Source organism: Streptomyces sp. NBC_01296, assembly GCF_035984415.1.
GTDB lineage: Bacteria > Actinomycetota > Actinomycetes > Streptomycetales > Streptomycetaceae > Streptomyces.
This window is the reverse complement of record NZ_CP130720.1, coordinates 526941-541335: the sequence shown is the minus strand read 5'-3', so window position 1 is coordinate 541335 and position 14395 is coordinate 526941. Positions and strand designations below refer to the sequence as shown.

Annotated in this window: 12 protein-coding genes; 3 read left to right on the top strand and 9 right to left on the bottom strand. The window is 69.9% G+C overall.

Features of this window, described 5'->3' with window-relative positions:
* Nucleotides 1-124 precede the first annotated feature (124 nt).
* From OG299_RS02610 to OG299_RS02595, 4 genes are all read right to left on the bottom strand, one after another.
* Complete coding sequence (locus OG299_RS02610; RefSeq protein WP_327360281.1) at nt 125-331, bottom strand: hypothetical protein; 207 nt, start codon at nt 329-331, stop codon at nt 125-127.
* Entirely contained in the window at nt 331-1803 is a 1473-nt protein-coding gene (locus OG299_RS02605) for an RNB domain-containing ribonuclease (protein ID WP_327360280.1), read from the bottom strand. Before OG299_RS02605 ends, OG299_RS02610 begins: the two co-directional genes overlap by 1 nt.
* 176 nt (nt 1804-1979) lie before the next feature.
* A complete protein-coding gene (locus tag OG299_RS02600) occupies nt 1980-5288 on the bottom strand; it encodes a S8 family peptidase (protein ID WP_327364437.1) in 3309 nt (1102 codons plus the stop codon).
* Nucleotides 5289-5505: 217 nt separating this feature from the next.
* A complete protein-coding gene (locus OG299_RS02595; RefSeq protein ID WP_327360279.1) occupies nt 5506-5799 on the bottom strand; it encodes a spore germination YkwD domain-containing protein in 294 nt (97 codons plus the stop codon).
* Between the two features lie 322 nt (nt 5800-6121).
* Between OG299_RS02595 and OG299_RS02590 the strand changes: the two genes are divergently transcribed.
* Both OG299_RS02590 and OG299_RS02585 read left to right on the top strand, forming a co-directional pair.
* Entirely contained in the window at nt 6122-7849 is a 1728-nt protein-coding gene (locus OG299_RS02590; protein ID WP_327360278.1) for a sigma-70 family RNA polymerase sigma factor, read from the top strand.
* Nucleotides 7850-8054: 205 nt separating this feature from the next.
* A complete protein-coding gene (locus OG299_RS02585) occupies nt 8055-9404 on the top strand; it encodes a lipase family protein (protein WP_327360277.1) in 1350 nt (449 codons plus the stop codon).
* 63 nt (nt 9405-9467) lie between these two features.
* Here OG299_RS02585 and OG299_RS02580 read toward each other — a convergent pair whose 3' ends face one another.
* On the bottom strand, nt 9468-9602 hold the full coding sequence (locus tag OG299_RS02580) for a hypothetical protein (RefSeq protein ID WP_327360276.1): 135 nt from the start codon (nt 9600-9602) through the stop codon (nt 9468-9470).
* A gap of 91 nt (nt 9603-9693) precedes the next feature.
* On the opposite strand from OG299_RS02580, the gene OG299_RS02575 reads away from it, so the two are divergent.
* The gene (locus OG299_RS02575) at nt 9694-9957 is read left to right on the top strand and encodes a hypothetical protein (RefSeq protein ID WP_327360275.1); all 264 of its coding nucleotides are present in this window, start codon (nt 9694-9696) and stop codon (nt 9955-9957) included.
* A 63-nt stretch (nt 9958-10020) separates the two neighbouring features.
* Here OG299_RS02575 and OG299_RS02570 read toward each other — a convergent pair whose 3' ends face one another.
* The 4 genes from OG299_RS02570 to OG299_RS02555 all read right to left on the bottom strand — a co-directional run bounded on the left by OG299_RS02570 (nt 10021) and on the right by OG299_RS02555 (nt 14357).
* Nucleotides 10021-10326: a protealysin inhibitor emfourin gene (locus OG299_RS02570; RefSeq protein ID WP_266637554.1), complete on the bottom strand. Its 306-nt coding sequence runs from the start codon at nt 10324-10326 to the stop codon at nt 10021-10023.
* A gap of 16 nt (nt 10327-10342) precedes the next feature.
* Nucleotides 10343-11557: a M4 family metallopeptidase gene (locus tag OG299_RS02565; protein ID WP_327360274.1), complete on the bottom strand. Its 1215-nt coding sequence runs from the start codon at nt 11555-11557 to the stop codon at nt 10343-10345.
* Between the two features lie 990 nt (nt 11558-12547).
* Entirely contained in the window at nt 12548-13048 is a 501-nt protein-coding gene (locus OG299_RS02560) for a VOC family protein (protein ID WP_266637558.1), read from the bottom strand.
* A gap of 319 nt (nt 13049-13367) precedes the next feature.
* Entirely contained in the window at nt 13368-14357 is a 990-nt protein-coding gene (locus tag OG299_RS02555) for a glycerophosphodiester phosphodiesterase family protein (protein WP_266637560.1), read from the bottom strand.
* Nucleotides 14358-14395: the final 38 nt, after the last annotated feature.

Here is a 14395-nt window from a genome sequence, read left to right as displayed (position 1 = left end):
TCCTAATCGATACCCCAGCCGCAGCGGCTCTCCGTTTCTGCTGGTCAGCGCACCATGAGGGGCCCGGCGGCGACCGTGTTCTGCGCCATGGCTCCGTCCGCGTTCCGGGGGCCGGTGTACGCCTTCATCGGGCGCCCGCATCATCAAGGCCCCCGGTTTCGGCCAGGATGCGCGCCGCCCACGTGCGGGAGTCGGCGCCCAGGGCGGTGTCCGCTGCCAGGCCGGCCAGCAGGTCGGCGGCCCGCTCGTCACCGCGTTCGGCCAGGAAGCGGGCGGCGTCCGTGCGGACATGGCCGCCCAGGGTCGGCGAAGCGGGCGAGCCCGATCGCATCAGTCCTGGAGCAAGCTGAAGAGGATCTTCTTGTCCCGGTCAGGGAACGCGGGGTCGGCCCGCTCGAGCCTGACCCGGACACTTGAGCCCAGCGCGAGGTCGACGTCCGCCGAGGTGACTCTGCCCACCACGGCGGGTTCCGCCATCTGGACCTGTCCCTCCCGCCGGTTCGACGGTTCCTCTTCCTCGTCGGTGTCGATCACCGTGGCGTCGAAGATGCCGCCCACCCGGTCCATGAGCACTGCCGCCTCCACCAGGTCCACGGACTGCCGGTCCGCCGCGCTCCCCTTCGCCTTCGTCATCCTGCTCGGCAGGTCGTCCAGGGCCTCGAGCACCCAGTTCGGCGGGGCCTGGCCATCGCCGGCAGCCACGCACAGCTCACCGGCGTACCGGTCGACCAGACGCCGCAGCGGGGCGGTGCAGTGCGTGTACGGGGCCGCGATCGCCGCGTGGCTCGTCTGCTCGGGGATGTGGTCGTGGTCGGGGAAGGACTTGTAGACCGATTTCAGCAGCAGGGCGCCCGCCGCCTCGTGGAGGAAGGCCGCGTGCTTCTGGTTGTTCGGATCGAGCGAGCGGATCAGCTCGGCGTACGAGAGGTGCTTCGACCACTCGATGCCCAGGCCCTGGGCGACGCGGTGCAGTCGGGTGACCTCGTGGGTCGGGGCCGTGTCCTGGGTCCGCAGGATGCCCGGACCGCTGTCCAGCATCATCCGGGCCGCGGCCATCCCGGTCATGAGGGAGATCTGCTCGTTCCAGCCGTCCACGGGCAACGACGCCCGGTAGCCCAGCCGGAACGATCCGTCCTCGAACGTGACCTCCTGCTGCGGGAGGGTGAGCGAGATGCCACCCCGCGCGGCTTCAACGGCCTCGCACAGGGTGCCGATGTCGCGCAGCAGGGCCACGGGCTCCTCCGCGGTGCCGGAGTCGATGGCGTGCTGGACGCCCGCATAGTCGAGTTTGGCCCGACTGCGGACCAGGGCGCGGCTCACGTGCGACGTGGTCACCCCGCCGTCGGCGTCGAGGTCGTGCTGCCACAGCAGGGCGGGGACGGTCTGGTCCGGCAGCAGGCTGGCCGCGCCCTCGGAGAGCACGGGCGGGTGCAGGGGCACCTTGCCGTCGGGGAAGTACAGCGTCACGATCCGCTTGCGGGCCTCGGCATCCAGCGCGCCGCCGGGCGCGACGAAGGCGGCGACGTCGGCGATGGCGTAGTACACGCGGAAACCGCCGCCGGGGCGCCGCTCCAGGTACATGGCCTGGTCGAGGTCCTTCGACGTCGGCAGGTCGATCGTGAAGAGCGGCAGGCAGGTGGCGTCCTTGTCGGGCAGCCGGGGCGCGTGGGCGGCGGCGTCGGCCGCTTCGAGCACGGGTGCGGGGAAGGCCGCGGGGGCGTGCAGATCGGTCCGCAGCTTCTGCAAGGCGGTGCGCAGCGCGGCCTTGGCCGCTTCGGACATGTGCATCGGGCGGCGTGGCATACCCCGAGCATAGGGTGGCGGGCCCGCACCGGCACGGCGGGGCGATCCGTCCGGAGGACCTGCCGCGAGAGGGCTCCCCCGACGATCAGGTACACGTCCGCGGCGGAACGTGCTGGAAGCGCTCTTGAACGCTTCCAGCACGTCGTCGTCACACGAGGTTCGTCGCCGGGGCGACGTCAGCTGCCGTAATACGCGTTGTGGATCGTCAGCGACGACTTGTTGCCCTGCTTGTCCGTGACATCGGCGAAGAACGAGATGGCCTTGTCCCTCGCCGGGTTCTTCACGGAGATCCTGCCGTTCGCGACCTTCACGGGCTGCCAGGTCTTCCCGTCGTCATAGCTCACGGACACGGCGAGCGACTTGAGGTTCTTCCCGGCCGCCGAGCCCTGCACGGTCACCGGGATGTGGACCGACTTGCCCGCCGGGGCGCGCGAGGCGAGGTCGACGGGGGCCGCGAAGCGGACCGTGGACACCGGCAGCGCCGTGGTGGCCGCGACCTGCTTCGAACGGAACGTGAAGCTGGTGTCGATGCGGGTGGAGGCTGCGGCGAGCTTCGCCGGGCGTTCCACGGAGGTCGCCAGCCGGTACTCGGCGTCGGAGGCGTCGACCTTGAAGGGCTGCGTGCCGCTCAGCGGGTCGTCGTTCTCGCCGACCTTGACGCCGTTGCGGTACAGCGTCGACGTGGCCGAGCTGTACGTCGTCAGGCCCGCGTGGCCGTTTCCGTCGGCGAACAGCGGCAGGGCGCCGATGAGCTGCTGCTCGCCCGTGGCCGGGTCGGGTGCGGTGCGGAAGACGCCCGTCTTCTCGCCCAGGAGCGGGCCGAAGACGCCGGTGTTGAACGTCTCCCGGTACGTCCTGCGGGCTTCGTAGCGCTTCGGTTCGGTCATCTCGTAGACGCCGTCGAAGGCCGGGTAACCCCACTTGTCGGGCTCGCCGAACTGCTCCGACCTCGTCAGCCACTCGACGCCGTCGGCGGTGGAGACGTAGAAGGTGCGCGTGGCGGGCGTGGTCTGCGGCGCCGTGAACCCGTTGCCCTCCGGCGCACCCGGCAGATGGGCGAACGGAGAGGTGAGAGTGGTCTTGCCGGGAGCGGAGGCACCGACGGCAACCTTGAGCGTCGCCAGTTCGTTCGCCTTCACGTGCTTGGTGTAGCCGGTCGCGACCTTCTGCGTCTTGCCGCCGAAGGCCACCGAGTACTGAGCGGTCGCGTCCTTGAGCAGGTGCGCGTCCCAGGTCTGGAGGAGCGAGCCGTCGCTGACGCCCGGACCCATGTGCGCGGTACGGAAGTTGGTGAAACCCCTGAGGACCCAGCCGTTGCCGACGCGGCCGATGTCGGTCGCGAGCTCGTAGTACGTCCCCCCGTAGTCCACCTTGTCGAGGCCGGGCACGGTGATGTCCACCGGCTTGGTGGTGCGCGCGTCGGCGGTGACCGTGGTGTCGCCGGAGACGTCCAGCTTCGGCTGGGCGATCCAGTCGGTGCCCTTGGTGAGGTCCGACGGGTCCTGGTAGACCGCCGCGTTGAACGTATACGAGCCCTTGGGCACACGGATCTTGTGCGTGCCCGGCTCATTGTCGATACGGGCCTGGAAGCCCTTGCCGGAGCCGCCGACGCCGAGCAGGGAGTTGGAGAAGTTCCGGGCGTCGGCGCCGTCGCGGTCGATGGTCCTCAGCGTCAGGTCGTAGGACTCCGCCTCGCGGACGGCCACCGCGGCCGTACGGACGGACTGGCCCGCGCCGGTGGCGGTGACGTAGCCGGAGTAGGTCCCGTCGGCGTCGCCGATCCGGGTGTCGGCGGTCAGGTCGACTTCGGCCGTGCCGCCGGCGGGCACGGTCACCTTGGTGGTGCCGAGCGCGAAGAACCCGGCCGGGGCCGGCTTGCCCGCCGGGTCCAGCGCGGACACCGAGAGGTCAAGGGTGACGTCGCTCGTACCGAGGTTGCGGTAACCGACCTTCCTGGTGAGGGCCTGGTCGTCGGGATGCGGCCACTGTGCGACGCCGAAGCTCAGCGAGACCGGATCGGCGATCACACTCTGGGCCAGCGCCTTGTCGACCTGGATGCGGCCCGAGCCCTGCTGGAAGGGGGTGTAGTCGCCGCCCTTGGCGGAGGCGGTCAGCGCGCCCTTGAGCTCGGCGGACTTCCAGTCCGGATGCTGCTGTTTCAGGATCGCCGCCGCGCCCGCCACGTGGGGCGTGGCCATGGAGGTGCCGTCGATCTGCAGGTAGCCGGGGGCCGGGTGCGGTGTGCCGGGGCGGGTGTCGAGCGTGCTGCCGGGGGCCGCGGCCGCGGTGATGGCGACGCCGGGCGCGGTCACGTCCGGTTTGACGGCTCCGTCGCCGGTGCGCGGACCGATGCTCGAGAAGGGCGCCAGCTTGTCGTCCTTGTCGACGGCGCCGACGGTCAGCGCGGCGTCCGCGCTGCCGGGCGATCCCACCGTCGAGACGCCGCCTTCGCCATCGTTGCCCGCGGCGATGGCGAACAGGATGCCCTTCTCGGCGGACAGCCTGTTGACCGCCGCTTCCATCGGGTCGACGCCGGGGGAGTCCGGGCCTCCGAGACTGAGGTTGACGACGTCCGCACCTTCGGCGGCGGCCCACTCCATGCCCGCGATGATGCTGGAGTCGTCCCCGCTGCCTTCGTCGTTCAGCACCTTCCCGCTGATGATCTTGGCACCGGAGGCGACACCCTTGTACCTGCCGCCCGATGTGGCGCCGGTACCGGCGGCGATCGAGGCGACGTGCGTGCCGTGTCCGACACGGTCCGCGGTGTCGGGGGAGGTGGAGAAGTTCTTCTCGCCGACGACCTGGGTCTTCAGGTCGTCGTGGGCCTTGTCGATCCCGGTGTCGAGGACTGCGATCTTGACGCCCTTGCCGTCGTACCCGGCCGCCCACGCCTTGTCGGCGCCGATCTGCTCGACACTGCGGTCCAGGCTCGCCCTGCGTATCCCGTCCAGCCACACCTTGCCGATGCCGGCGGCGGTGGCGCGCGCGCCGTCCTTGCCGTGGTCGGTCAGCGCCTCCCACACCCTGGCCACGTCGTCCTGCGACGTACGGAGGGCGTCGGCGTTGATGGTCGGGAACGTGCGCCGGACCTGGGTGTCGCCGGCCGAACTCACCTCGGCCCGTGCGGCATTGGCGCCCCCTTCGTACTGCACGATCAGCTTGAGCCCGTCGCGGTGGCTCTTGCGCAGCAGCGGGTCGGTGAGTTCGTCGACGTCGAAGAGCCGCTGGTCCAGCTTGCCCGTGGCGATCAGGCGCTGCGCGTCGCTGGGCACCACCAGTGTGTGGTCCTTGGTGCGCTGCACCTGTACGGGTATGCGCTCACGGCCCTTGGCGGACTCGAAGCTCACCACCTGGCCCTTGTCGCCGACCAGCACGTGGTCGCCGGTGATGAGCTGGATCCGGTGGTTGCCGTCCCAGCGCGTGGTGTTCGGTGTGGTCGTCGTGGTGGTCGCGGACGTGGCGATGGACGCCGCGGGGCCGGTCATGCCTGCCACGAGGGCCACCGAAGTGGCCGCTGTGACGGTTAAGGCGCGTGCTCTCAGCACATGTGCGCGCAAGTCTCCCCCAGGAGCTTGGGATGAGGTCGATCGGTCATTCCGGCCAGGGGCGCAATGGCGCCCGACGGGCTGGTCCGCGCAGTATGTGAGGTGTGGGAGGAGTGATCAACGACGTGACGGCGGCGGGGGGTTGAGTTGTGTGACTTCAAGCCATCCGCACGTCGGCGAGTTCGATGGGGCGACGACGATGCTGTGACGACTGTGTGACGGCTGGGCGATGCTTGTGCGACACCGGCGCACGGCAGGTCCTCCGGATCGCGAAGCAGGGCAGGCCCGCGCGCTTTTCGAAGGCCGGCGCCCCCGCGCTCGGCGCGTGCCCCTCCGATTGGCCGTATCCGTATCCGCGGTGGATGCCCACTCCCACCTCGGTGTACGTCAGGCTGGTCTGCGCCTTGTAGTGCCCGGGGCTGTGGCGCCACATGGACTGGAACTTCTCCACCGACGGGATTGCGCGTGGCGCCGCTCCATGCCGGGGACCGCCTCGGCCGCCCCCGTGGGCAAGGTCCCCGACCTGCTCGTGGTCATGCTCGTCCACGTGTGGCCCTTCGCGGTCGTCCGGAACTGCCGGGTGGTCCGGCATACAGGGAGACCCGACCGGGCGACGGCGATAACACTTTCTGCGGCGACCAACAGGACTTGACGGTCCATCAGAACAGTCGGTGTGCCCGGTCGCGGACTGAGCGACTCGAAGTGCCGTGCGGGATATCAGTTTTCCGGTGTCGGATGGATCACCTTTACAGCCTTCGCAGGCCGGTCTGAAAATGGCGCATCTTCTCCAACAGCTTTTCGAACAAGGGTTACTCATGCCCCATGGACGCTCCCGACCGGTCGGCGCTCCTGATCACGAACTGACGGCACTGATACGCAATGGTACAGACCAAGAACCCGTCAGGATTCTTTACGAACGACACTGGCGGAATGTGCTCCACTACGCCCGGAGTTGCTGCCGCAGTCCGCATACCGCGGAGGACCTCGCCTCTGAGGCCTTCGTCCGGACGCTCGAGGCCATCCGGGACGGGCACGGCCCCAGTACGGCATGGCGCCCGTACCTGCTGACCGTCGTGCGGCGGACGGCGGCGCAGTGGGCGGTGTCCGAGCGGCGCATCGAGCTCTCCGAGGACTTCGAGCGCTGGTGCGACGAGCACGTGGGCGCCGCCGGCAGCCCGAGTGTCGAAGACCGCCTGCTCCGTTACGAGGATCGCCAGATGGTCCTGCACGGGTTCCGCTCACTGCCCGAACGCTGGCAGGCGGTGCTCTGGTACAGCGAGGTCGACCAGCAGCCGGCGAGCGCGGTCGCCCGCCTGCTCGGCCTGAGCCGCAGCGGCGTCTCCTCGCTCGCAGCCAGGGCCCGGGAAGGGCTGAGGGAGGCGTACCTCGCCGCGCATCTGCGCCGCACCAGCGGAAACGAGCAATGCCGCCGATACGGCTCCCTCCTCGCCGCAGCCGCGCGCAAGCCGGGGGCGCGGGTGAAGAGTGTCCTCGCGGCGCACCTCGACGTGTGTCCGGCCTGCCGTCGGGCCATGAGGGAGCTCACGGACCTGAGTGAACGCATCGGCGCCGTCCTGCCGGGTGGGGTGCTGCTGTGGGGCGGCGAACGGAACGCCTCCGGTGGCGCCGCCGCGTTCGCCGCCGGAGGAGGGAGCGGATCGACTCCCGGCCCGGCTCTGGCGCAGCCGGCACCCACCGGTCCGCTGCGATCCCCGGCGCGCGCCTGGGGTACGGGAGCGGTGGCGGTCGCCGCCACCGGCGTCGCCGTCGCCGTCCTGGTTTCCGGCCATCCACCGCAGGGCCCCGGGTCCGGCGCTCCCAGGGCGGCCGCCTCGCCCGCCCTGGCGCCGGCCGCCGTCCCGGCGGTCACCGGCACCCAGGGCCCGTCGTCCACGCCCACGCCGACTCCCTCTGCCACAGCCTCCGCCACGCCGTCAGCCACACCCTCACCCGCGCCCGCCGCTACGGAGTCGCCCGCCCCTGCCGTGCCCAACTGGGCACCCGCCCCGGACGACCGGACGCGTATGCGGATCGCGGCCACCGGCCGCTGCATCGAGATCCCCGGCGCGGCAACGGCACCCGACGTCCAGGCGCGTGAGGCGAGCTGCGACGGCAGCGCCGCCCAGCAGTGGGACGTGCTCATGCCCTACGACGGCGACCGCAGCCGGCTCCAACTGCGCAACACGGCAACGGGGCTCTGCCTGGGGGGCTCCGGTACGACGAAGGACGCGGCGCCGGTCACGCAGCGCGCCTGCGATCCCCGCGACGGCCGCCAGGTGTGGCGCCTGTACTCCCAGGACGGGACGGCGGGGCGGTTCTTCGACCAGAACGTGACCATGACCCTGGGGCTGTCCGACTGGTACAAGGGGGAAAGCGGCCTGCCCCACAGCCCCGAGATCGGCACGAACCACAACTACTACAACTCGCCGTCCTTCTCGATCCGTTTCGACGGGTCCCTGTTCGACGGCCGGATGCAGGACGTCAGTTCCCGGAAATCCTGAAACAGCCGCCCTCCCGCAGGGGGACCCCGCTCCACCCGGCCACCGGGCCCGCGCCGCCGTCCGGGTGGGGCGGGCGTCGGAGGGGTGCGTGTCACGTGCTCGGAGCCTCGAGGAAAACCCTGGCGACGCTTCTATGTGTAACGGCGTTACCTCCAGTAAGTTACCGCCAGGTAAAGCCAACACGTGCTCGACGTACGGGGGAGTAATGAACCGGAGAACCTCTGCTCTGCTGTCCACCGCCATCGTGACGGGCGTCGTCGCCGCCGCGGCGCCCACGGCGACTGCCGCACCCAACGCGGTTGCACAGGGGACGACCACGGTGACGGCGCCCGACCCGTTCTACCGCTACGTCGGCAGCAAGCCGCTTGCCGCGTACCGGCCGGGCGACGTTCTGAAGAAGCGCACACTGAACTACCACGTCTTCGGCATACCGACGCCGTTGAAGGCGATCCAACTGCTCTACCGCACGACCGACGCCCAGGGCAGGCCCTCGGCCAACGTGACCACCGTGGTCCGCAGCCAGTACGGTGACGGCAGCAAGGCGGTGTCGTACCAGTCGTTCTACGACTCCCTCAGCCCGGAGGACGGCCCCTCCCGGGCCATCGCCGGTAACGTCTCTCTCGGCGGCGCCATCGCCAACGCCGAATCCCTCATCCTGGCGCCGCTGCTGCTCAAGGGCTACGACGTGGTCATCCCGGACACCGAGGGCCAGAACGCCGACTTCGCGGCCGGCCCGGAGTACGGAACGAACACTCTGGACTCGATCCGCGCCGCCATCCGCACCGAGGAGACGCGCCTGCATGCCGGCACGAAGTTCGGCCTGTTCGGCTACTCCGGCGGGTCCATCGCCACCAACTGGACGTCGGTCCTGGCCCCCGCGTACGCGCCCGAGGTGAACAAGCAGCTGGTCGGCTTCGCCGAGGGCGGGCTGCTCGTCGCGCCGGCGCACAACCTCAAGTACGTCGACGGCGCGCTGGCATGGAACGGGGTGATCCCGATGGCCCTCATAGGCGTCTCACGCTCGTACGACATCGACCTCACCCCCTATCTGAGCGAGAAGGGCCTCGAGGTCGTCAAGGAGCTGGAACACGGCTCGATCGTCGATGCGCTGGCCCACCACCCGGGGATGACGTGGAAGGACATGGCGAAGCCGGAGTACAAGGACCCGAACTCCATTCCGCCCTTCGTCGCAGCGGTGAACAAGATCAATCTGGGCCAGGCCGCCACCCCGACCGTCCCGGGGTTCATCGGGCAGGGGAACGCGGGCTGGCTCGAGGGAACGTTCAACAGACCGCCGGGCATCGGCACGGGTGACGGAGTCATGGTCGCCGGCGACGTGCGGACGCTGGCCCGGCAGTACTGCGCCACCGGCAACAGCTCGATCAAGTACGAGCAGTACGACCTGCTCAGCCACGTCGGCGCCATGCCGTACTGGGCGGTGCGTGCGATGGCCTGGCTGGACGACCGCTTCGCGGGCAAGGCCGCCCCCACCAGTTGCGGCAGGATCCCTGCGGGCAACTCGCTGGAGCCGGAGAAGCCGACCGTCACACGGTGACCGCCCCGGGCCCGCCGCCGCGGGTGACGGGCCCGGAGCGGGGCACGGGCTCGGACGGCGGGTTCAGGGGCGCGTGGCGGTGATCAGCCATGTCGCCGAGGGAAAGAGCATGCCGTCCGGTGTCCCGTGCGGGCGGAGGGTCGTGTGCAGGTCGGCAAGGGCACGCTTGCGGCCGGTGTCATCGAGGTCGGCCGACATCCGGCCGAGCCGAGCAGGAGCGGGGATCCGTGGGTCGACGGCAGCGCACCGTGTACGCCATCACTCCCGAGGGCCGTGATGCGCTCGCCTCATGGCTCCACGAGCCCGGCGCCGGCCCCGTCCTGGAGTCGGAACAGCTGCTGAAGGTCTTCTTCGCCGAGTCCGGGACGACATCCGATACACGGGCAACCTTGGCCGCGGCCCGGGCCAGCGGCTGGTCGCCGACTGGGCCGAGTGGGCTGCCGCGGCCGCCGAGCAGTGGCCCGACGAGCCCCGCGACGCGGTCGCCGACCGGGAGGAGCTGGCGGAGACGGTCCGGCGCGCCGCGTGGAGCGAGGCCGACGCGCCCGGCTGACCTGCGGCGCGTCTCCCCTCCTCCGGCACTGTGACCAGCCGGAGGAATCCGCAATATCAGCGGCTAGGGCTGGTCCTGCTGCGCGAGGTGCTTCTTGAGCCAGGTGAGCAAGGCCGCGAACGCGGGGGACATGGCGGCGTCCGACTGTTCGAGGACCGTCGCGTGGTCGTCGTCCTCCACCGTGATCGTGCAGGTCATCGCGTCCCTGGCACGGTCGGCCCGGCCCTCCACGGGCATCGCGACGGCCGCCGCCACCAGCTGGGTCAGCTCCGCCGCGGCGTTCTCGGGCAGGGCCGCCGTGTCCAGCACCGCGGGCCGGCGGCGGATCGCCGCCGCCAGCCCGCCGTACGACTCCAAAGTCACCTTCATTGCGCGCGACCGGAGGTCACTTGGCGCCCTTCAGTGCGGCCATTTCCTTGGCCAGCCCGGTCACCTTGGCGTTCAGTTCCCCGATCTGCCTGGACAGGGCCGCCATGCCGTCCTGCCGGCCCACGCCGCCGTTCCCGTTGACCGGCAGGCTCCGTGCCCGGGCGAGCCCCGCCGGGACCCCGCTGATGTGGATCTCCACTCCCTGCCACGCCGCCAGGACGGCCGACTGCTCGGGGCTTCCGGTGCCGAACAGTTCCCCGGCCTTCTGGAAGGTGGTGTCCGCGAACTCCTGGAAAGTGGCGTCCCTGCTGGAGGCTTTGAGTGATTCGTACCAGATGTTCCCGGCGGCCTCCCATGCGAATCCGCCGATGCCCACGGCAGCCAGGAAGAACGCCTTGTTCGGAATACCGGAGTTGTAGTGAACCCCGCCGTTGTCCCCTCTGGGGGTGTCCGGCAGGGGCATGAATTTGCTCATGCGGTCGGGCTGGGGGTCTTTTCCGAACTGCGGATTGTTGTATGCCTGCCCCGGAGCCTTCATCGATCGCAGGGCGTCGCCGGCGATTCCCGGGGTCCACACATCGGCGCCGATCAGCCAGTCCGCGTCCTCGGCCGTCTGCTTCTTCGACCATTGCTTGACCAGTGAACCGAAGACGTCCGACATCGACTCGTTCAGGGCCCCGGACTGATTGTGGTACTCGAATTCCGAGGTGTTCTCGGTGACTCCGTGCGTCAACTCGTGGGCGATCACGTCCAGCGATCCCGTGAGGTTGCTGAACTCCTTGCCGTCCCCGTCGCCGAAGACCATCTGACGTCCGTCCCAGAACGCGTTGTTGAATTGCATGTCGAAGTGGACGTATCCGTCCAGCCGCATGCCCCGGTCATCGATCGAATTGCGCCGGAACACCTCCTGGTAGAAATCGCGCGTCAGGCCGAGTCCGTCGAACGCCTGGTTGAGGGCCGGGTCCGTGCACTGCGGTCCGTCTTCCGGCCTGACCAGGACGGCGTTGGGGAGGGAAACCCCCTGCTCGCAGTCGAAGATGGTGCGCCGACCGTTACCGGCGGTGGCGGCCGCGCCGGCGAAGGACGCTCGGACCGCCCGTTCGCCCCGCAGGCGCGCAGTGGTCAGCAGGGTGTCCAAGGCGGCCTGGCGCACCTCACGGTCTTCGCTCTCCAGCAGCTTGTCGAGAATGTACGGGGGAATGATGCAGTTGACCGGGCGGGTCCTGCACATGGGACACCTCCTGGGCGAGAGGACCAACGGTTGACAATTCATCAGTTGATGCTTGGATGTTCTCAGACCACTGCTCTAGTTCCCGGCCATGGAAAGGGCCGAGGAAACAGCAGGGGCACGCTGACGTGACAGCAGCAGGAGAAGCGTCTGGCGCCAAGCAGCCCTGATTTCGGCGGCGGGGCCACGCTGATATCACCAGTCTCCTGCGGTCCGCAGCCACGGGCAAATGCAACGAAAGTGCGCGGAGATCCACCCCGGACGGCCGCTGGACGCCAAGAAATGGGCGGGCGTGGAAATCTGTCGCGGCTGCGGCTCGGAAAACCGAACGGGCTGAGCTGCCGGATCACCCCGACGGCTGGTCGTCCTTGCCTCCGGGCCGGCCACGAGGTCGAGGATGCGGGGGAGATGGCGCCGACGTTCGCATGGTGGGCGGGATCGCAGCTCGCCGCGCCCATGCACGACGACGGCGAGCGGAGCACCTCGTACGCGAACGCGCGTGATCCCCTGGCCGGGACTCCCCGCGCCCGACCGGCACCTGCCCCCGTCCGGCTGCGGGCTGCGCAGGGCGGCGGTGCCCGTTCCCGGGCTCAGGTACAGGTTTACCGTCGGAGGTGTTCCCACCAGCGGGACCTCATGACGGGAGTGGTCGCGCTGGACGTCTCGGTGGACCAGGCGCACGAGGCGGTCCTCGATGCCCTCGCCGCCCGGATCGAGGCCGCCAGAGGGCGGCGCTGAGCGCCCAGACGCCGCGCTACTACGAGCGGCGCGGGCTGTCGGCCGAGCCGGAAGGCAGCAGTGGCGGCCACCGCCCTCTAGGGCGAGGACGCGGTGACCGTGCTGCGAGTGATCAAGGCCGCGCGTGCAGGGCTCGCTGCCCGCGGTCGCGAAGGCGCTCGGGGTCCCATACGGCAGTCCGGACGGCGCTGGCGCCGGCCGGCGGGAGCGCCGCTCCTGGACCCGCGACCGGAGCCGGCCGGATTTCCGTGTTCCTCAGGTGGCGGAGCCTGCCGCCGAACCCGTCGCGAGATCCGCGCCCCAGCGAGCCATCGCGGCCGGCAGGTCGAGCGGGCCCGGGCGCAGGTCGGAGTCCGCGGCGGGCCAGTCCTCGCGGGGGACGCGCCACATCACCTCGAACTCGTTGCCGTCCGGGTCCTTGGCGTAGAACGACTTGGAGACCAGGTGGTCGCTCGCGCCGACGAGCGCACCGCGTTCGGTGAGCTTGTGTCCGAGTTCCGCCAGCTCGCCGAGGGTGCCGACCTCCCACGCCAGGTGGTAGAGGCCGACCCGGCCCTGCTCCGGACCGGGCGCGTCGGCGCCGATCGCGAACAGCCCGAGGTCGTGGTCGTTGAGGCTGTCGGGGGCGCTGAGGAAGGCGGCGCGACCGGCGGTCAGGTGGTCGACCTGGAATCCGAAGACGTCGGTGTAGAACGCCACGGAGCGCTCGACGTCGCGGATCCAGAGCACGGCGTGGTTCAGGCGGCGGACGGACATGTGGCAGCGCTCCCGGTGGCTCGAATGGTCTGGCTCGATGCGGCGGGTCCAGCATAACGTTCAAATTCGAACTATCGACCGGGCCGCCGCGATGAGTACGCGGACCTTCAGCCCCGGCGTCCGGGCCGGGGGACGCCGGGGCGGTCGATCGGAGGAGCGAAGGCCCCGAACGCGTCACCCCCCTGGACCGGAATCACGAGTAGCGGGACCGTCTCACCGTGGCGGCCGACCAGGCCCGCGCGATGTCGTGCACTCGAGCGGGGAGTGCACGACATCGTCCCCGGTGCGATCTGCCGGTGCGACTGGCGATGCCTGTGCTCTACCTGAACAGACGGTCACCGGGGGTGGCCATGCGATGGGTGCCGCCGTGGCGGTTCACCCAGTCACGGACGAGGTTGACGGCGTTGGCGCACTGCCAGCTGTCGTCGTACTCGCGCACTCCGGTGAAGGCCCCGTAGCCCGCGATGATGCCGTCCACGCGCCCGTCGCCCAGCAGCTTGTCGACGTACCACGGATCGTTGTACGTGGTCGTCCAGGACAGTGTGGCCGCGAGCCGTCCGGCGTCACGGTCCCCTGCGCCCTTCTTCAGTTCCGCGCACGTGTTGTACGTGGCCTCCGTGCAGTTGCCGAACCCCTTGGTGATGTCGCTGTCGCCGTAGTCCATCACCCGGCGACCGGCCGGGAACCCGGAACCGGACCGGTTGAACGCAGCTTGGGCCTGGTCGCGGGTTCCGGTCGTCGTGATTCCCTCCAGGCTGCCGAGCCTGCCCTCCAGGCTCTTCCAGCCCCTGCCGCCGACGTCCGGGGTGCTGCCGCCGTGGTACTCGTAGAACCCGTAGAGCACCTGGATCCCGGCGGCCGTCAGCCGCTGCGCCTTGTCGCGCAGTCCGGCGACGCTGCACCCGCGGTTCTCCTGCTCTCCGCAGTAGTTCGGGTCCTTGATGTCCAGCCAGACCAGCGCCAGCCGGCGCCCTGCGTTGGCCTGGGAAAGAATGCGGTCGATCATGCTGTCGAAGCTGGGGCCCAGCCGGTTGTCGCCGGCCGAGGAGCAGTCGTGATAAGCCCGCCATTCGTTCGGGTTCCACCAGGCACAGACGTCTATCTCGATGCCGTTGGCGCCGTGCTTGAGCGCGGCGTCCACGCCGTCCAGGGTGTCGACGCGGTGCGCGATGGCGTAGATCGGGTGACGCTGATCGGCTGCTGCTGCCGGGGTCGTACCGAGCGCGGTGGTGCCGATGATTCCGCACAGGGCCGCGATCAGCGCCAAGAGCATGCGTCGGCCGGCGGCACGCCTGAGGTAAGTGGTCAAGAAAACACTCCGTCATGTCGGTGTTCGAAGCGGACTAT